Annotated in this window: 17 protein-coding genes and 2 pseudogenes; 12 read left to right on the top strand and 7 right to left on the bottom strand. The window is 40.4% G+C overall.

The annotated features are described in order from the left end of the window. Window positions 1-255, top strand: a 255-nt coding sequence (locus V7L12_RS02175; protein ID WP_335081720.1) for a hypothetical protein, incomplete at its 5' end; no start/stop codon positions are given. 143 nt (window positions 256-398) lie between these two features. On the opposite strand, the gene fdhD is transcribed toward V7L12_RS02175, so the two are convergent. Continuing rightward, a complete protein-coding gene (fdhD, locus tag V7L12_RS02180; protein WP_335081722.1) occupies window positions 399-1,238 on the bottom strand; it encodes a formate dehydrogenase accessory sulfurtransferase FdhD in 840 nt (279 codons plus the stop codon). Window positions 1,239-1,381: 143 nt separating this feature from the next. Between fdhD and V7L12_RS02185 the strand changes: the two genes are divergently transcribed. Continuing rightward, entirely contained in the window at window positions 1,382-2,563 is a 1,182-nt protein-coding gene (locus tag V7L12_RS02185) for a serine hydrolase domain-containing protein (RefSeq protein ID WP_335081724.1), read from the top strand. Window positions 2,564-2,758: 195 nt separating this feature from the next. Here V7L12_RS02185 and V7L12_RS02190 read toward each other — a convergent pair whose 3' ends face one another. Further along, on the bottom strand, window positions 2,759-3,457 hold the full coding sequence (locus V7L12_RS02190; RefSeq protein ID WP_335081727.1) for a Uma2 family endonuclease: 699 nt from the start codon (window positions 3,455-3,457) through the stop codon (window positions 2,759-2,761). 334 nt (window positions 3,458-3,791) lie between these two features. Between V7L12_RS02190 and V7L12_RS02195 the strand changes: the two genes are divergently transcribed. Continuing rightward, a complete protein-coding gene (locus tag V7L12_RS02195) occupies window positions 3,792-4,241 on the top strand; it encodes an orange carotenoid protein N-terminal domain-containing protein (RefSeq protein WP_335081729.1) in 450 nt (149 codons plus the stop codon). Between the two features lie 199 nt (window positions 4,242-4,440). On the opposite strand, the gene V7L12_RS02200 is transcribed toward V7L12_RS02195, so the two are convergent. The 4 genes and pseudogenes from V7L12_RS02200 to V7L12_RS02215 form a co-directional block, all read right to left on the bottom strand. Next, window positions 4,441-6,663, bottom strand: a complete 2,223-nt coding sequence (locus tag V7L12_RS02200; RefSeq protein WP_335081730.1) for an FdhF/YdeP family oxidoreductase — start codon at window positions 6,661-6,663, stop codon at window positions 4,441-4,443. Between the two features lie 793 nt (window positions 6,664-7,456). Next, complete coding sequence (locus tag V7L12_RS02205; RefSeq protein WP_334817280.1) at window positions 7,457-7,762, bottom strand: hypothetical protein; 306 nt, start codon at window positions 7,760-7,762, stop codon at window positions 7,457-7,459. A 277-nt stretch (window positions 7,763-8,039) separates the two neighbouring features. Continuing rightward, window positions 8,040-9,104: pseudogene (locus V7L12_RS02210) on the bottom strand (adenylate/guanylate cyclase domain-containing protein); the annotation flags it as partial. A gap of 489 nt (window positions 9,105-9,593) precedes the next feature. Further along, complete coding sequence (locus tag V7L12_RS02215; RefSeq protein ID WP_335081732.1) at window positions 9,594-10,271, bottom strand: Mo-dependent nitrogenase C-terminal domain-containing protein; 678 nt, start codon at window positions 10,269-10,271, stop codon at window positions 9,594-9,596. A 233-nt stretch (window positions 10,272-10,504) separates the two neighbouring features. Here V7L12_RS02215 and V7L12_RS02220 point away from each other — a divergent pair, with 233 nt between their 5' ends. The 9 genes and pseudogenes from V7L12_RS02220 (at window position 10,505) to V7L12_RS02260 (ending at window position 17,632) form a co-directional block, all read left to right on the top strand. Continuing rightward, window positions 10,505-10,633, top strand: a complete 129-nt coding sequence (locus tag V7L12_RS02220; RefSeq protein WP_335081734.1) for a hypothetical protein — start codon at window positions 10,505-10,507, stop codon at window positions 10,631-10,633. A 24-nt stretch (window positions 10,634-10,657) separates the two neighbouring features. Continuing rightward, complete coding sequence (locus tag V7L12_RS02225; RefSeq protein WP_335081736.1) at window positions 10,658-11,758, top strand: glutamate-cysteine ligase family protein; 1,101 nt, start codon at window positions 10,658-10,660, stop codon at window positions 11,756-11,758. Window positions 11,759-12,298: 540 nt separating this feature from the next. Then, entirely contained in the window at window positions 12,299-12,655 is a 357-nt protein-coding gene (locus V7L12_RS02230) for a hypothetical protein (RefSeq protein ID WP_334817289.1), read from the top strand. Window positions 12,656-12,947: 292 nt separating this feature from the next. After that, the gene (locus V7L12_RS02235; RefSeq protein WP_335081738.1) at window positions 12,948-13,487 is read left to right on the top strand and encodes a Dps family protein; all 540 of its coding nucleotides are present in this window, start codon (window positions 12,948-12,950) and stop codon (window positions 13,485-13,487) included. Between the two features lie 234 nt (window positions 13,488-13,721). After that, window positions 13,722-14,225: pseudogene (locus V7L12_RS02240) on the top strand (ChaB family protein); the annotation flags it as partial. Window positions 14,226-14,597: 372 nt separating this feature from the next. Beyond that, entirely contained in the window at window positions 14,598-14,831 is a 234-nt protein-coding gene (locus V7L12_RS02245) for a hypothetical protein (protein WP_334817293.1), read from the top strand. Continuing rightward, on the top strand, window positions 14,824-15,105 hold the full coding sequence (locus V7L12_RS02250; RefSeq protein ID WP_292783843.1) for a hypothetical protein: 282 nt from the start codon (window positions 14,824-14,826) through the stop codon (window positions 15,103-15,105). The genes V7L12_RS02245 and V7L12_RS02250 overlap by 8 nt, the downstream gene beginning before the upstream one ends. A 1,021-nt stretch (window positions 15,106-16,126) precedes the next feature. Further along, on the top strand, window positions 16,127-16,756 hold the full coding sequence (locus V7L12_RS02255; RefSeq protein WP_335081740.1) for a hypothetical protein: 630 nt from the start codon (window positions 16,127-16,129) through the stop codon (window positions 16,754-16,756). A gap of 324 nt (window positions 16,757-17,080) precedes the next feature. Next, the gene (locus V7L12_RS02260) at window positions 17,081-17,632 is read left to right on the top strand and encodes a L,D-transpeptidase (protein WP_335081742.1); all 552 of its coding nucleotides are present in this window, start codon (window positions 17,081-17,083) and stop codon (window positions 17,630-17,632) included. A gap of 58 nt (window positions 17,633-17,690) precedes the next feature. Here V7L12_RS02260 and V7L12_RS02265 read toward each other — a convergent pair whose 3' ends face one another. Continuing rightward, window positions 17,691-18,908 carry a glycosyltransferase family 4 protein gene (locus tag V7L12_RS02265; RefSeq protein ID WP_335081744.1) on the bottom strand — a complete coding sequence of 406 codons (1,218 nt, stop codon included), beginning with the start codon at window positions 18,906-18,908 and terminating at the stop codon, window positions 17,691-17,693. Window positions 18,909-18,911: the final 3 nt, after the last annotated feature.

Below are 18,911 nucleotides of genomic sequence, written 5' to 3' on the forward strand. Positions count from 1 at the left end.
AGTCGTGTTGAAGTACTTGAAAGTCGTGTTGAAGTACTTGAAAGTCGTGTTGAAGTACTTGAAAGTCGTGTTGAAGTACTTGAAAGTCGTGTTGAGGTACTTGAAAGTCGTGTTGAAGTACTTGAAAGTCGTGTTGAGGTACTTGAAAGTCGTGTTGAGGTACTTGAAAATCGTGTTGAGGTACTTGAAAATCGTGTTGGAGTACTTCAAACTTTGTCGCACCACGATCAAGTACACAAGTGCGACGCCGAATAGCCTGCCGTAGGCATCGCTTTCATAAATCTCCACAAACAAAGCGATGTCTACGACGGGCTATTCGGCGTCGCTTGACTTTTTAAACAATCGCTACAAACTTTTTTGCAACAATTTAGCCTTGCCACACCACTACGAAAGTGTTCTTAAGTAGCGTTTATTCTTTGCAAACCAGTGTAAATATTGAATCGTTCTCCGCGCAGGAATCCAATTAAGGTAATCCCGAATTCCTTGGCGACAGACACCGCCAAACTACTAGGAGCGGAAACAGAACAGACAATGGGAACTCCAGCAGTTGTAGATTTTTGCAAAATCTCAAAACTTGAGCGTCCGCTAACCAGAACAATACAATTATTTAAAGGTAATTCATCACTGAGCAAAGCTGTACCAATCAATTTATCCAAAGCATTGTGTCGCCCAACATCCTCCCACAGGTTTAACAGTTGTCCTTGAGTATCAAAGATAGCCGCAGCGTGTAAACCCCCTGTAGCAGTGAAGATACCTTGAGCAGCGCGGAGTTTATCTGGTAGGCTGTATACGATATCAGGTGTTATCGTTGGGCCAGAAGAAATTACTGGACATCCCCGCAGACGCAAAGCCTCAAGGCTAGCTTTACCACACACCCCACAGGCGCTACTTGTGTAGAAATGGCGCTCCAAAGGCTGTAAGTCTGGAATCAACCCATCCCGCAGTTCCACATTTACAATATTATGGCGCTGTTCACCATCTACTAATTCATCTACGCAGTAGCTGATACGTCGAATATCTTCCCTGCTATTAACGACTCCTTCACTGTAGAGGAAACCAGCAGCTAGTTCAAAATCTGCCCCTGGTGTCCGCATTGTTACAGCTACTGTCTTTTGGAAAGGAACAAGACGAATTTCCAAAGGTTCCTCAGTAGTAAGTTGGTCTAAACGAGACCGTACTTGACCTTTTTCCACTACCCAAACAGTGGCTTTGGTCTTACTTTTGGTTGGCATTCTCATATTTGTGAAAGTTGGTGAATTGAAATTTTGATACTAATCTGGAAACAAAGTAATGCTATTTATATGTCAGATGTCAGGTTGATGTTTACCAATTACTTTGTGCAGTTGAGCTAGAACGGCTATGTTTCTGTTTAGGAAGTATAATGAACCTAAAACTTTTGGCTTTCAGTAAAATTTTATTGGCAATAGTCTTTGTGATTTCCCTTGGTTTTACAGGATATTTAGTAGCTAATAACATTAGTCAGAGAGTCATTCAAAAATCTCTTGCTAAACAAGTGATGTCTACCTCCACCGTAGGAAAAAGTTCTCAACTACAGAAGCTTTTAAATGAGATAATTGTAGAACAGAAAATCCCTGGTGCAGTAATGTATATTACTACACCTAAAGGTTCTTGGCTGGGAGCATCTGGTGTGAATAACTTGTCAACTAAAACCCGGATGAAACCCACAGATGGCTTTTCTATTGCCAGTATGAGTAAAACTTTTATGGCGGTGGTTGTGCTGAAGTTAGTGGAACAAGGGAAGATAGAATTAGACCGGGCGATCGCAACCTACTTACCAAGAGACATCACTCCTCATATTGTCAACAGCGACAAAATTACAGTTCGTCAATTGCTTAACCATACTAGTGGTGTTGCTGAATACCTAGAAACAAAAGCATTTCTTCAAGCTACTGCGAAAAGAAGTCGCTCACAGCCTTGGACAGCCAGAGAAGCTATTCAGTATATGTATCAAGAAGAACCGCAGGCAAATCCCGGAGAAAAATTTATTTATACTGATTGCAACTACATTCTTTTGGAACTGATTGTTGAAAATATCACTAGGGGAACTCTCGCTCAAGCAATCCGCAGTCAGATTTTAAAACCATTAGGATTAAAACATACTTTCACAGAATTGCGCGAACCGACAATTGGAGAAGTCGCTACAGGTTATGGCGATCGCAATCAGGATGGTAAGCTAGATAGCTACGCCGCAGTCAATGATGGTAATGGTTTGGGAGATGGGGGATTAGTTTCAACAGCAGAAGATTTAGACAAGTTTGCCAAAGCGTTATTTGTCAAAAAAACCTTACTTTCCTCAAAGATAATGAAAGAAATGTTGAAATTTAAAGATAATGGCGTAGGCTATAGCTACGGGTTGGGTGTAGAACGATTTTCATCTCCTTTAGCAAAAGCAATTGGGCATAGTGGTATAGCTTATGGCTTCGCAACATTGCTTGCATATTTACCCAATGAAAAAACCACTATAGTAGTGCTGCTAAACAATCAGAATGTTGATATTAAATCAGTAGCTAGGACAGGTCTGGAAGTTGTCGAAAATAAATGATAGTAATTTGTAATTATGCTTGTAGTGCTGACATTCTCATGTTCACCCTACTGATCTGATAAATTTCTGGATCAATGTTAGATTATCAATAATTGGTTTCATGATAGCTTGTACTTTTAGACATCATCTCTACTTCTATAATCTTCCCAATATTCTTTTGCTTTTTCCATAATTTTTAGAGCAAGTCTACATACTTTAAATCGTATCTGGGTCAACACCCAATTCTCGCAGTTTTGCTGCTAGGCGTTCAGCGCGTTGTCTTTCTTGTTGGGCGTGTTCCGCTTCCCACTGGGCAATTTCTTCAGGTGTGGGCATTAACTGTCCTTCCGCATTGAAATAGCGTAATTGATTTTCATGAACGCCCAAGTACAAACTTAGCTGCTGACTCCACAACAATCCTTGTGGGTTGAGTTCTATAGGTTGATACGTACCACCCACCAAAATAAACCCAGCAAATTCTAGATTTTTGGGGTCAAACCAGAAATATTCAGGAGTGCGAAAGATATCTTGATAAATTTGTTTTTTTAAGCCCTTGTCGGTCGCTGCGGTTGACTTTGAAAGCAGTTCTATAATCAAATTCGGATATTTGCCGTCTTCTTCCCAAACAACCCAACTATCACGGGGTTTGCGTTCAGTATTTAAAACGACAAAGAAATCTGGCCCCCGAAAGTCTTCGGATTTACGCTGGTGTGGACTGTAATGAATGCTAAGATTCCCCGCAGCAAAGTAGTCATTAAAGCGATTGTGGTCTCGCCACCACCAATCAAGACATTTTATCAATAGCAGCATTTGCTGCAAATGTAAATATGTTTCCAATGGTGGTTCGTTACTTTCTAAATCCCCTGGTGGAAATATAACATCTTCTGGGGTTTCAAAATCTTTGGCGACAGACATGGCTGCAAGTTTTGGAGTGATGTTAACTTGAACGTCGCAGTCGGAAAGCGTTAATATTAGGTTTGCTTTTCTAAGCGTACTATTGCATTATAATCAGGAACCCCTTCAAGCGATCGCTTAGAGTCACAGACGTTACTTAGCTTGCATATACATCGAAATAGGCATTTTTGTAACTAGCAATTTTCAGTTATCTATATCTGTCTTATGTAGTGATCCCTACCCTAAGTAGGGTTATCTATTTCCATTTGTTCGTTAAGTTATATGAAGGTACTGAAAACAAATCTTTACAGTAACTAACGAAATCAGAATACCCTTAACTTAGTTGGAGTTTTTTATGACTTACACAATTGATGAAGCAACAAAACCGGCTTTAGAAAGTCTTCAACGCTTTGATGTAGATACTCAGCTAGCCCTACTTTGGTTCGGTTACTTGGATCTTAAAGAGCAGCTAAAGCCTGCACCTCCTCAAAGCGTAGAAGTTCCTGCTAAAACACTCTTTGACAAATTCCTGGACTTGTCTCCTGAAGAGCAACTGCAAGCACAACGCGACATTATTAATGGTGCAGCTAACGATATCAGCCAAGCCTATAATGCTCTAAGTCCCAATGCCAAATTAGACGTTTGGTTTCTGCTGGCACAAGGAATGGAGGATGGAAGCATAATTCCAGTGCCCTCCGACTATCAACTTCCTGGTGAAACGGATGAATTTGTCGCATTGATCAAAAAGCTAGAGTTTGAGCAACGGATTAATTTCATGCTGAGTGCCGTGGAAGCAATGGGTTAGTCAAGTCTAAAAACTCTCAAGCTTTCTAGAATTGGGGATAACTCAAAGTCGCAAATTAAGCTAGACCTGGCTGTTTTTGCTCTATTTTAATAGTCTTTAACTCAGAACTACCGCAGAGATGCTCATCTTTGCGGTAGTCTTGATGCAAGTCAATGGATATGCTGTTGGGAGTGTTAAAACTGGGAAAATGAGACTTGATTTAGATTTTTTCTAACCGCACGATCGCATTATAATCAGGTACACCTTCGAGCGATCGCTTACTTTTATCTAATAGCACGTTCCCTTCTGGCCAATGTACTTGCAAGTTACCTGACTGAATTGGGGCAATGTAGACTTGACATAACAACTCGCCTAAATCATTCTTAAGAATGACGCGATCGCAATCTTTTAAACCCAACAATGCCGCATCAGCAGCATTCATTAGCACCGCCTCTCGCATCGCCCCAGTAATGGCATCCTTGCGTTCCTGCACCATACTATTAAATTGTTTGCCTCGGCGCGTTGCTAATAAAAAATAACCTTCTGGTAATTCTCTTTGGCGTGGCAATAATACGCCAAAGTGTGCTTTCCCATCCGCCGTCGGGAAGTTCCAACCAAAGCACAAATGTGAGCCACCATATTGAAATTGATCGCCAGCTTGTTGTAAGTGTTGAATACCAGCATATTGCGGGACGACTTGAGCAATTTCTTGACGGATAGCAGCAGTGTCAGCAAAAGCCAGCTTATCTGCCAAATCTGGTTTTACCCGCCTTGCCAATTCTAAAAACACTTCCCACTCTGGACGCGCTTCCCCAATCCGCGGCCCCGGAATTTCTGGACTGAAAATTACCCGGCGTTCGGTGTTAGTTTCTGTGACTCCTCCTGGTATTTCGTAACGAGTCGTCGCAGGTAGAAGCACCACAGTATCAGCAGGTTCCACCAGCATTTGGCTGGAGAGAACAATATCTATATGTACCCGTAGCGGTATTGTCTTCAGCGCCACTTCCACATAATCTGGTTCTGGCAGTACTTCTAAAAAATTCCCTCCCACAGAAAATAACACATCTAATTGCCCTTGATGTGCGGCGTGAATCATTTCTGGAGCAATTAAACCTTTACTTGTCGGCACTTCCAAGCCCCAATGCTGACTCAATTGGGTAGCATTTTCTAGGGTGATAGGTTTACCACCAGGAAATACTGTGGCGTAACATCCCATCTCTGCACCACCCTGCACCCCAGAGTGACCGCGAATTGGCATTAAACCGCAGCCTTCCCGACCGACAAAACCTTTGGTGAGAGCTAAATTAATGATACTCCGCACATTATCTTCACCGCATTCATGCTGAGTAATGCCCATACTCCAAACAAATACGGCTTTATTAGCTTCTTTGACCATTTTGGCAAAAGCGTACATTTCCTCGCGGGATGTTCCAGAAAGCCGCTCTAATTCTTCCCAAGATTGGCTTTCTAACGATGCTTTGAGTTCAGCAAAACCAACTGTATGTAAGTTAATAAATGACTGATCTACCCAGTTGTTAGCAATTATATGTTTAATAGTGCCATTTAAAAATGCTATATCCCCGCCCATATTAATTAAGAAGAAGTCTTCGGCAAACTTTGTACCGAAAACGGCACTTTCTACAATTGAGGGCACCCAGTAGCGCTCCATTCCTGGCTCACGGTAAGTATTAATAACTACAATTTTAGTGCCAGCTTTCTTGGCGTAATGGAGATATTTAACAGTAACAGGCTGATTATTGGCAACGTTGGAGCCAATGAAGACTAATAAATCAGTACCAATCCAGTCTTTATAAGAACAGGTGGTAGCCCCAGCACCCAGAGAAGCTTTCAGTCCCGCCGTACTGGGAGAATGGCAAATGCGGGCAGCGTTATCAATATTATTGCTTCCCATTGCCCGCACAGCTTTTTGGGTGGTATAATAAGTTTCGTTGACAGTACCACGACTGGTAACATAAAAGCTGAGGCGGTCTGGTGTGGTAGCGCGGATGCGATCGCTAATTACTCCTAAAGCTTCATCCCAACTCACACGGCGAAAGCCTTTTTCTCCTCGTTGACGAATCATCGGGTACGGGAGTCTTCCCAAGTCGCGCAATTGGGCACTTTTTTGCTTTTGCAACTGCGAAACATCCGCCAATAGCACAGGGTCAAAAGCTGGCATCGTATTCATCCGCAACAGCCGCAACCGGACATTGCAAAGATGAATGCCATCTAAAGTCCAATCCTTCATCCCGGTTGTTCCGAGAGCGCAACCATCGCAGACACCTTTATCCAGAATATTCCACGTGTATGGTAGTTTGTCACGAGATAGCCAGATTGCCCGAAATACTTCCCAATAGTTGTTAGGGTACTGTTCGCCAATCCCGAAAGGCTTCCAACTTGCCCAATTTGAAGGTGTCCAGTGCTTTTTGGGTTTAGGTAACATGATGCAATGTATGTAAGTGGCTGGATTCTTCAAGGCTAGCGTTTTAAGTAGCATTTTAGTAGCAGGCGGTTAAAAATCTAGACATAGAAGGTAAAAACTGAGAAGATTAACTTTTTGTGTCTTAACGACAACTCAAATGTTTATAAGCACAACATCAGCCGTAGTAACAACAGCTTAAGCGTTACTTATAGCACTTGGAACTTATTAACCAAAGCTTCAGGATTGATAACAACAGCTTAAGCGTTATTTATCACACTAGGAACGTTATTAACTACAACTTCTTCTGTAGTTAATACAAAGGAAGCTGTAGTTAATACAGAAGGAGTTGTAGTTACTACAGCTTTAATTTTTTAAGTTACAGCGTTTAGTATAGTGATATAGCGCTTCTCGTTTGCGTGAGGTATACCCGTAGGGGCACGGCACTGCCCATACGTGTCAACTTCAGCTGAAATCTCCTGACTGCATGAGTTTTGCCCTCACCCCCAGCCCCTCTCCCAAATTGGGAGAGGGGAGCATAATTCTCCAATTCCCCGAATCCCATGTTAGGAGAAGGGGTTAGGGGATGAGGGCAACTCTAGAACGCTTTCTCTTACCTAGCTTTTACCTTAAGTTGACACCAATGGGCACTGCCGTCCCCCTACACCCCGCGAATGTTGTAGCGTATCTGAATGGGAACCGCTATAACTGATGAGCCATCAATAGAGAATATTTTCTAAATTTTTAAAGCAGTAGTTCCAATAAAAATCCCTGCCACAGATGACAGGGATAGTAATTTTTAGTCAAAACTTGTCTCTTAGCTAACAAAATCTTTGTGAGCAGCGACAAGCATCTGAGCTTGCCTTAAAACGTTTCCGAATAAATAAAAAGGAATCTGCCAAGCTGCAACGGTAACTTCTTTGACTATATCCTGTACACTAATTGCGATTAATTCATGCTCTGGCGGCTCTCCCTCAACAGTACCAGACCAAGTAAAAGCTAATAAGAAATCATCGTCTCCAGGCAAGGATGCAATCAAACATTCTTCTGGTGTTGGTTCGCAAATAATTCCATAATCATTTGCAAGTTCTACTAATTTTTGAAAGTTCTTTCCGTTTGTCATTTGTCTTTTGGGTGTAATTGAATCTCAGTTTTAGAAGAAATCATATTTTGAACTCCACAATTCAACTTAGTTGCTTCATACTATAAATTACGAATTACGAATTATTAAGGAGTTCTTGGAGCTAGATCGGGCTTAAGTCCAAAATCTTACCGCGATCGCCTGGTTCTATCAGCAACAATTGTTACTGTTTTAGAAAAAGCTAGACTACCTACTTTTTCGGTTTACCCTATTTACAGACACCTCCCTTTGTTATCATTTCAATATTGATGCTATAATCTCACCCAAGCTGATGCAGTGCATTGAGAATTGCGTAGATGCCTAGCGGCTTGTCGTCAGACATCGCTTTTGGGGGAACTGCTGTAAACCGAAGCAGAAAAAGATGCTCGTCAACATTAGACTGTTCGATCACCTTGGTATAAATATCTTCTTCTGTAGCCATTTCTGCTTCAATCAATAACTTGAGTTTGAGATTACTCAAGAGTTCTAAAGAATGTGGCGATTGCAGCTGCGCTCCTTTTTCTGAGAGGCTAATCAATTCCCCCATAAATACTGTTCCCACTGCATGTTTTCCCTGCAAAATGATGTATTCTACAGGTACTATTGGAGTGAGAACGATCATTTTCTCATCATATTTAGGCAAGAATAAATTATATTTACCGCCAATGCCACGAATTTCACAAATTGTCACAGGGTGTTTTATACCCTTGAGTTCTATTTGTAGTTGTCCAGCAATTTATAGGTCAATGTTGGCATCCTTACAGATATTCTCAGAAATTAAAATCTGTCCTCCCACTGTATAATATTCAATTCGAGCAGCCAAATTAACATGACTGCCAATAACTGTATATTGAGCGCGTTTTTGAGAACCAACATTTCCCGCTACAGCCTTGCCTGTATTAATCGTGCCTTTATACTGGTTAATCACATCTGTCATTATTCCCAGATAAAGATTCAAAATCTTTACTACTTCTTCAGGAGGCAATTGTTCGGAAATAGCCGAAAATCCTCTAAAATCAGATACGAGAATCGTAACTTTTCGGTGTTCTCCTCCTAGCTTTAACCCAGAAGGAGTTTCGAGGATATTGGCGACGATTTCATCAGTTAGATAGTGACCGAGGGTTTTTCGCATCTCGGTAGCACTTTGGGCAATATACTGAGTGAGTGCGATAGCTTCTCTGCGTTTGCGCAGCGTGTCGTAGACAGACGCTACGCGTTCGCGGAGCTTCTCTACGAAACGCTCCGCGAACGCTAACGCAGAACCTCCAAAAGCTAGCAATGAAGGTATAACAGGAATCCACCAACCAGCCAAAAACGCCAGAAAATTGCCATGCTGTATTTGTCCTCGGTAGTTCAACAGCACTTGATAACTCCCAGCATCAGCTCGGGCATAACCTCCATCATTAGCTTCAAAAATCGGAAAAACACCCCGCCATTGCCAGATTTGCGGTTTCAGCTTTGCCCACATAATATTTAGTGCTGAGTGCTGTTAGCAGTAGCGGGGCTTTTAGCCCGTGCTGTTAAAGTAGAAAGCAAATACAAAGGTAAGGAAAAGGGTACAAAATATAGAGATGGTTTCATCCATTTCATATTGATAATGCCTGAGTTCTAGATTAGTCAGGTGAATAAATCAAGTATTCCCAAAAGCAGAGTCAGATTTTTCACTCAACTACAGAACTATTTATTGGGCATTGGGCATTGGGGAGGCAGTGCGGTCTTCTCCCAAGGGGAGACGCCAAGGGCGATGGGGTTTCCCCAAGTGGAGCAACTGCCGTCATTGGGCATTGGGCAGAGGAGAAAGAGGTAATTTTTTATTCTCCCCCCTACTCCCTACTCAAATATATGGTGAAACATCTTCACCGCATTTATCTGCTAAATAGGAGAGGGCGCGGAAACGTAAGCCTACCAGTTGCTCATATAACGGGTTAATTTTACACATCGGTGGGATATGCACAATCTTGCGTCCAAATAGGGTGACATCTCGTTCAAAGGGACACTGGGCGGGAATCATTTTACACAAAAAGCGGGCTACTCTTGGGTCTTGGATATCTAGCCCATCAAGCCAGTGACGCAGAGGGTGTAGGGCATTAATTTGACGCTTTGTCAGCCCAGTGCTGGCGATAGTGGGGGTAATTTGCTGTGGGTGTTGCAGGGTGTGGCGAAGGGCTTCCAGCAAGTTCTCTGGCTGTTCCAAGGCTTGACAGAACTGTTGCAGAACCTCATCTTCGCTGGGAGAATAAGTACCATCTGCGATCGCTACCATCACCGCTGTCCTTAAGAAATTTTCCGCGGCTGGTGTACCTTTACCCAACGCTGCGGCTAATTCCTCTGGGGTAATTATCTCTAGTGAGTCGCATTTAATCTTAGGAGCTAATTCATTTTTGGTGATGCTGGAAATTAATTCCTGTTCTTGATCATCAAAATTACCATCAGCCCAAGCAATAGTAAGCAGTCCACGCAACCAAGCGGCAATCTGTTTGTTGCTGTAGGGGGATTGAACGGTACTTGTCATAAACTCACGTCTCAAGCTTTCCTCAGTCACTACTACGCTACCCTAACCAGTGACTATGAAGATAGTGGAAGCAGCACAGAAAAATAAATCAGAGAAGTTTTCAAATCGCAATAGTCGGTCTTAAGGTAAAATCCATTTGTAGCATTGTTGAGAATTTTTCTACTTAAAGTGAATTCGATTGGAGTATCTGAAATATTCATCAGGTTCAAGACTGTATTTTGCGCTACAGAGTGATGGAGTTTTCTAAGTATGCGAACCTGCCAGCTAAATATCGCCGACGCTTTTCTCTAATGAATCGTTTACTGATGTTACTTTCTTCTCTATGGGATTGCGATCGCTTGGCATTAGTGAAATTAGGTTAACTCTAAAAAATTAAGGTATGTATAATGTTTTTCTTTGGCATTGAACATGAAGTCGCGTTCTTGAACAATGAGGGAAAGTTTGCTGATTTTTCCCACACAAAATTTGCTGATTTCAATCAAATTATTGAAAGGCTACCTACATACCCCAGTGACTATCCTCAACTCCGCGTCGGTGATGCGGGTATTAAGATGAAGAGATGGTACATTGAGGGATTTGAAAGATTTGCGGATTCTGATCAAGTAATAGACTGTCATGTTAAAGGTATTGAAATTAGAACAACTATCCATTCTAATATTCAAGGCGCTATTACTGAATTATCAGAAAGTTTTGACTTGCTACGTGAGGTTGCATCTGACTTTGGCTTATCACCAGTTCTGGTTAGTTTCAACCCCTACAATCCAGCTTTTGAGCCTCAACCCCCATTAAACAATTATGAAATCAAACAGCTAGAAGCTTATCCTGACGAACAAACTGCTAATATTCACATGGTATCTTATGGGCCAGATTTAAATATTTCAGTGGCAGATTTGTCAACTGAAGATGTGATTGATCTTGGCAAAAAGTTAACTTATTACAGTCCCTATATCGTTCCTTTTAGTTATAGCTCTCCCTTTTATAATGGAGGTTTATGGGATGGACTATCGGTACGAACATTTATCAGAACTGGAAAAAGACCAGCTACTCTGGTTTTTGTTCAAAAAGAAGAACAACTGATTAATAGCATACCTTCCTTAACAAAAATTGCCCGGATTCCGGCTGAAGTGGGACGCATTGAATTTAAGGCTTGTGATAGTTGTGATAATTTTTTAATCTATGCGGCTTTGCTGATATTATTGAAAGGTTTGGTGTTAGATAAAACCTTACCGGGTAGAGCAACTATACCCGATGCAGCGTTACACCAACTTTCTGCAAAAGAAGCGTTTGAAAACGAAGATATTTTTGAGAATGCGACAAAAGTCTTGCAAGCATCCGAAGTTGCTTTAGGAGATGACCCAGATGTTCATTATTTAACGCCCTTAAAAGTAATGCTGGCAAAGCGAAAAACAAGATCCCATGAATTAATAGAAATGTTCCATCGCGTAAGTTCAATAGAAGAGGTAATAAGGCAGACTTATCAAGTTTAAAGAAAAGATTTATTTTTCTCCTTTTATGAAAGGGGATTAAGCAGAATCTTTATATAAATTGATACTTTACAAATTTCCTCTCAGGTGCATATTCCTTAAATTCCTTTGATTGGATAAAGTCAAGCTAACTGAACATAAATAGTGGAGCCATTAACCTGCCAAAACTAGATTAAGTCGATATACCTAGAGACTGATTTTATTGCAACTAAAGATGCAGTAAACTTCATTCTAGAGATTGATGCAGACGTTAGCTTTTTCAAAGTAAAAGTGTAAACAGGGAATCGGAAACGAAGAATTTCTTTCAGTTATGAAATCTAAGTGATTTTGCTAAAGAGTTAAGGTAGTATTTGCTTATTATCCCTTACTAACCCAATGCAGAAAGACAAAAGAGATTTCTTCGTCAGGTTCGTTTTTCAAGAACTTCCAAATTGAAGCGGAGCTTGCCAGTTTGATTATTGCTTAAAATTGCTAAGTAAAGGTATATACTTCGCTCTTTCAGTAAAAGTTCTGCGTTGTAAAAGCTGTTATGGAGGATTTCCAATGAAGATGATTACTTCTGTTTTATCTATTTTACGTCCAGTACGTTTTCTATTAGTGGCTTTTACTTGTGCCCTAGTATTATTATCTAATGCTTTTCCTGCTTTTGCAATCGATAGCTACCAAAGTAATCCCACCGAAGGTACTACACAACTGCTTGACATTCAGCGCAAAACTGATGAAGCTGCTAAAGAACCACCAGCGGGACTGAAAAAGGTTCAAAAGGAGTCCAATAAAGGACTCAATGAAGTTCAGGGAGCGGCTGATGTTGACAAGCAAAAGAGTCCTGAAAATTCCCAGGGTGCAACCTCAGTGGAAGAAAAAGCAAAGAGTTTCTTGGACAAAGTTACAGGTAAGTAACAGAGTTAATACCTTGGTAATTTTTTGCTAGTAATGGGTGATTGCGTAGAAGCAATTACCCATTACTACTTATTATATTAATATCTCTATCTATTTTTTTAGCCGATAAAAAGCAAGGATATGTAGCTAATTGCTAAATTATCTATCGACTGAAGAGTACTACCTATTAAGGCATAGGTATAACTATGTAATGTAATAAATAATCTAAACTCATAATATTTCCTTTGGTTGATGCGGATTATGTGGAAAATTTGGCAAATTAATAGATAAGTTTGCTTAGGGATGGAAAATAATGCGTGCGATAAACATTGGTTTGACAGACGAACAGCGTCAAGGTGTAATTAATCTGTTAAATCAAGATTTGGCAGATGCCTATTTACTGTTGGTGAAAACCAAAAAGTACCACTGGGATGTGGTTGGCCCTCAGTTCCGCTCTTTGCACCAGCTTTGGGAAGAACACTACCAAAAGCTGACTCTAAATATTGATGCTTTGGCAGAGCGAGTTCGTGCTCTGGGCGGTTATCCAGTTGGCTCATTGGAAGGATTTCTCAAGCTTGCTACCCTCAAGGAACATGCTGGTAGTGTGCCCACAGCAACAGGGATGGTATCTAATTTAGTGGACGATCACGAGCAGGTTATTCGTAATTTGAGAGACCATCTGGATCAGTCTGGTGAAAAGTTCCACGATCAAGGAACTGCTGACTTTTTAACTGGACTACTCGAACAGCATGAAGAGATAGCTTGGATGCTGCGTTCATTTATTGAAGGCGAGGCACTAGACTCAGATGGTAGACAGCCAGCAGAAGGGGCTAAGACTCCCGTAGGTGTATAGCTCATAACATCTGAGTTCAGGATGGCTGCATGTGACATCAGTTGAGGGAGGATTGATTCTTCCCTCACTTGATGTGAAAGGATTAATCTGCCTGCATCTAGTCATTCACTTTGCCAGTTTTAGATTTTGGATTTTGGAATTGAAAATTGGTTCATGCGCCAACGCCACTTGACCAAATAATTACTAATTCGTAATTCGTAATTATGAAGTTAAATTACGAATTATCAATTACGAATTATTCCCTTTGTCGGCCCAATCGTGGCAGCAGGGCCTATTGGTGCAGTGCTGTTGGGAGCTGCTAGCGGAGCGATCGCAGGTAGTGCAGGTGTCCGTCTAGTATCGGTTCTAACCACTTTGGGGATGCCAAAAAATAAAGCGGCTATCTACCAAACTCGCTTACAAGCTGGCGAATTTCTCGTGATGGCAGAAGTTCCGAGCGATCGCACTGGCAAATTTCAATTGCTGCTCGAAAGTGCTGGTGGCGAAGAAATTCATCCGATTGAGAAAACTTTTGCTCGTTCTTGTTCTGGACAGTGCAACAGTCTAGAAGACTTGTCTCCTGAAGTTCGTGCTCATCTTTCTGATGAAGCTCAGAGTACATTCATTAAGCGCTATAATGCTGTACTCAATGAAAGAAGTGACGAGTTCACAGCCGAACAAGCTGCTTGGAAGACTATTCACCAGCAATATAATGAAGATGAAAATGGTGTCTGGTCTAAAGCCAAGGTCAAAGCTTAAACTACTACTGTGTAAGACTCTATATTAGGGATTCATAACAAATAAATTATCCAATCTTTTGGGGTAGGCCGCAAAGCCTGCCTTTGTCTGTAGGTAGGTGTTTCGTCTACCCGACAACAAGAACAAGTAAATGTATTGGCAATCATCTGGTATGATTTATTAATTTTTGTACATATTTATACGTATTTAGACAGGCGATCGCACTTAGATAGAAATTGCCTAGCTCTGGGCCTAGTTTGCATAACTTTGGGTACATTACCGCAAATGCGCTGATACTTAAATTTACCCTCTTCATAAATTCCGCAAAAACACCGTTACGCTATTTCTGCTTGTGATCAAAACTTAGAGCATCCAGTTTATTAGGGCGGATTTATGACCAACCCTGTAAAGACGGTTATCCAAGTCAATCTGGAGATGGCTCTAGAAGTAGCTCAACAATTGGAGCAAGCTCCATACACTCAACTCGGTGTTTATTGTTTGGAAATTTTACGAGAAATCGGATGTCCTGGTACTGAACTCCCTGTTAACTTACAAACTCGCGATCAGCAGCTAAACTTCATTACAGGCTTTGCATCTTATGCTTTTGGGGAGGTACAAAGTGTATAAAGCATTAATTGATGATATATTTTCTGATTCAGAAGGTGCAGAAGAAACTACTTTTCCTGCCACAGATGAAGATTTATTAATCTTAACAGAAAAATTTTTAGGGTTTGAAATTCCCTCAAAAGTTTTCTTGCAAGCTATAGCTATTGCTGATTACGACGGTGCAGCTGCTTTTCGCTACGTTGATAATTATTTGATTACTCTCAAAAATAAGAAGAAGCGTAAGCAGAAGAAATTACTTGTGTTAGGTTGTTCGACTAGATTTGACAATAATTGACGTGCTTATTCACCAGTTAACTAAAAACCAATACGATTTAGATAAGATAATTTGCACAACCGATGTAGAGACGTTGCAATGCAACGTCTCTACACATTTGTCCCAAAAATACAATAAAGAACAATAAGAATTTATCTAGAGTTAGTGGCAGGGCAAACGAATTTTATTTACTAATAAAAACTAAAAAGGATTCTCAAGTTATCTAATTGAAAAAGGCAGGAGGCAGAGGGCAGAACACAGTATTCCTTCTGTCTCCTGCCTTTCTCGATAACTATAAAAATTGATGAGGTTATCAACAAAATAAATCGGATTTTCTCGGAAAATATGAATTAGCTTATTTTAAAATATATAACTGTTTATTAAAAATCAAAAAACTCATCAATTGGGTAGATAACTGTGAGTTATGTCTGAACAGGGTCTTGGTGAGTTCAACTCTTATCCAGGCTTATCAATATTTAGATGCGTTTGCCCTGCTAATCAAGTGGATCGGGCATCTGGTTCTAAAATCGTCTTATTACTTTCTTAAGAAGGCATTAATTCCTCTTGCTATCTCAAAATCAGCGAATGCACAGATAGGAAGTTTAGAAAAAACGCGAGCGATCGCTTTTGCATATCTTAAAAAAGATCCGGGTAATGGATAGCTTTACCAAAGAGACAGGTTGGGAGTGAGGTCAAGCCTCACTAGATTAGGAAACGCTATATGAAATTTCAAACATTAATTTTTTGATAAATAAACAAATAGATTAAATCTATATCTAAAGAAGTAGATTGATTAAAAATTAATTAAATAAATACTGTCTAAAACATCACAAACTAATTTAATATTAGACTGTACTTTAGGCAGAAGGGCAAGAAAATTAATTCAGTTAAATTATTAATTAAATAACAACTTATCGGCTCAATAGTTTTGATTTAGATTCTTACTTGGAGTTGAAATATAGAAAATAATTTTCTATATTTCAGCAAATTCCTTAGTAGAATAAGAACCATTTAACTTCAAACTCAGGCTCAGGAGATACCAATGAACTTAAACCACAGTAAAAATTTGCTCAAAATGCTTGCTAGCCTCGTGGGAGTTGCTAGTACTGGTGCCTTAATAAGTCTTCCAGTATACGCTCTGCCCCAATCCATCTCTAGAAATTTGGAAACTAGTCAAGCCTCCATAGGTGATAGATTGTACTCTCAAGCAGGGCAATCTACAGGAGGTGATTCTACCACCGGAACGCAGCAGTATCCAAATAATGGCACTAGTGGTAGTGGAACTGGTACTAGTGGAACACAGCAGTATCCAAATAATGGTACTAGTGGAACACAGCAGTATCCAAATAATGGTACTAATGGAACACAGCAGTATCCAAATAATGGTACTAGTGGAACACAGCAGTATCCAAATAATGGTACTAGTGGAACACAGCAGTATCCAAATAATGGTACTAGTGGAGCACAGCAGTATCCAAATAATGGCACTAATGGAACTGGTACTAGTGGAGCACAGCAGTATCCAAATAATGGCACTAGTGGAACAAATAATGGTACTACCGGAACGCAGCAATATCCAAATAATGGCACTACCGGAACGCAGGACAATACAGGAGGTAACAACACTACAGGGGGACAAAACACTGGTGGAGGTGTAAGAGCGCTATGGTAATTTCTTAGCCATATACGATACGGACTAGAGAGCTTGTTAAGCTTGCTTCCTCTAGTTAGATGATTTCAAATAATGACTGTTATCAACAGTAAATGCAGTAGAAAAGATGAGATGCCCTGTCAATTGATTCTATTTCTACTGCAACTCCTTTTGATAATTTTCTTTTACCTTCCTCACGAAATTAGTATTTATATCTAATGGTTAAACTATTCTGTTCATCAGGATGATTCCTCAAATAACTACATAGCATATAAGCTCAAAAATTAAACAATTGATAATTAATTTGGTACTAAAATATTGATAGACAGAATTTCAAACTTTAAAATGTTCAAGCAATTAGATAAGTTAGTTATTTTTATTTGTGCATCTGGATTAAATTTTAATCCGGCTATGTCATTAGCTTCTGAACTAAGAGTTCCTTCTCATACTTCAACCAAAAATTTAGTCTCTCAAGCGGCTAATATTAATAATAATTTAATTATTCAACCTCTTCACCTAGAGATCAGCCTTCGCAACCGTCGAGTAACCCTATACCGAGGAAAAAACCGAATTAAAAGTTATCCCATAGCAGTAGGTCGCCAAGACTGGAAAACCCCAATTGGTAATTTCCGAGTGCGTACAATGTTAAAAAACCCTACTTGGATAAACCCTTTTACAGGTAAGACTATCCCAGGAGGAGATCCTGAAAACCCACTTGGCAAATACTGGATTGGGTTTTGGACAAACGGTAAAAATTGGGTTGGCTTTCACGGTACCCCTAATCCTGATTCAGTAGGTAAGGCTGCCTCACACGGTTGTATTCGGATGTACAACAACGATGTTAGAGAATTATTTAATCAGGTTAATATGGGAACACCAGTTACTGTAGTGCGATAGCTGATATAGGGGCATGACGAAGTGACGTAGGAGCGTCATTACAAATTACGAATTAGTATTACTCTCTCCCAAGACAAACTTGTTCATAGCTTTTACCAGCAATATCCCAAGTGAATTCTGTTTCTACCAGTTGTCTGCCATTGTGAGACAATTCTGAACGCAGATGTGGACGATCGAATAGTTGACTAATAGCGGTGACGTACTCTGCTGGTTTATTGGCTCGTAATGCCCGTAATGGATGACTAGCAGCATCTACAGCTAATCCTTCTAAGCCGCGATCGCTGGCTACTACAGGTATACCAGATGCCATTGCTTCTAAAGTTTTATTTTTAATACCAAACCCAGTCCGCATCGGTACAACGCAGATGGTGGCTTGATGTAAATATTCTGCCATCGAAGGTACACGTCCAAGCACATTAATTCCTGGTTTTTTATCAAGTGCTAAGACTTCTGCTACGGGATGAGAACCGACAATATCAAAAGTTGTATCGGGATACAATTTTTGGATTTCTGGCAAAACTTCGTTGCTGAAAAAGCAGACAGCATCAATATTTGCTAAATTATCCATTGCACCAATAAAAATTAGGCGATGTCCTCCTGGATCGATGGTACGGTTAGGGAAAGAAACTAAATCTACGCCATTGGGAATAACTGCAATTTCGCTATTGGGGTTAAATTCTTGTAGTTGAATTTTATCTTCTTCTGTTGTCGCAACAATTGCCGAAAATTTAGCGCAGTAGTTTTGCTCATAACGCCACAAAAGTGGCAGATTAATTTTGTCTCTGAGTGAATTTTCTGAAATGCCTGTTGCTAGTTGGTTCCGACAGGTAGCATAAACAGAACTATGAACATTAACTATGGTTTTTAGCTGTTTCTGAAAATGTGGCTGCACATAAATTTCATTGACGCTATGTTCACAAGTAATTACATCGCATTTCCCAGCTTCCACCCAGTTATCAACCCATGTTTGCATCTCAACTGAGTAGCGGTCAAGTACACTTGGTGGTGTTCCCTGTTGCAAAAATCTACTAAATCGCTGTATTTTCTGCAATATTCCGGTGGTTCGAGAATCTGGCGGGCGTTCAAAAATAGCTAGATGATCTACACAATCACGTAATCCTGCTACTTCTGCGTCTGTAACATCACCCTCGCGTTGAGTCGCGAGGGTAACGGTATGACGTTGACTCAAGTACTTGAGTAAATTAAATGTTCTAACTTGGGTTCCTCCGCGCGTTGGTGGGTAGGGAAAGGTGGAAGATAGCATTAAAATGTTCATACA

It is taken from the genome of Nostoc sp. (genome assembly GCF_036918245.1).
Classification (GTDB): Bacteria; Cyanobacteriota; Cyanobacteriia; order Cyanobacteriales; family Nostocaceae; genus Nostoc.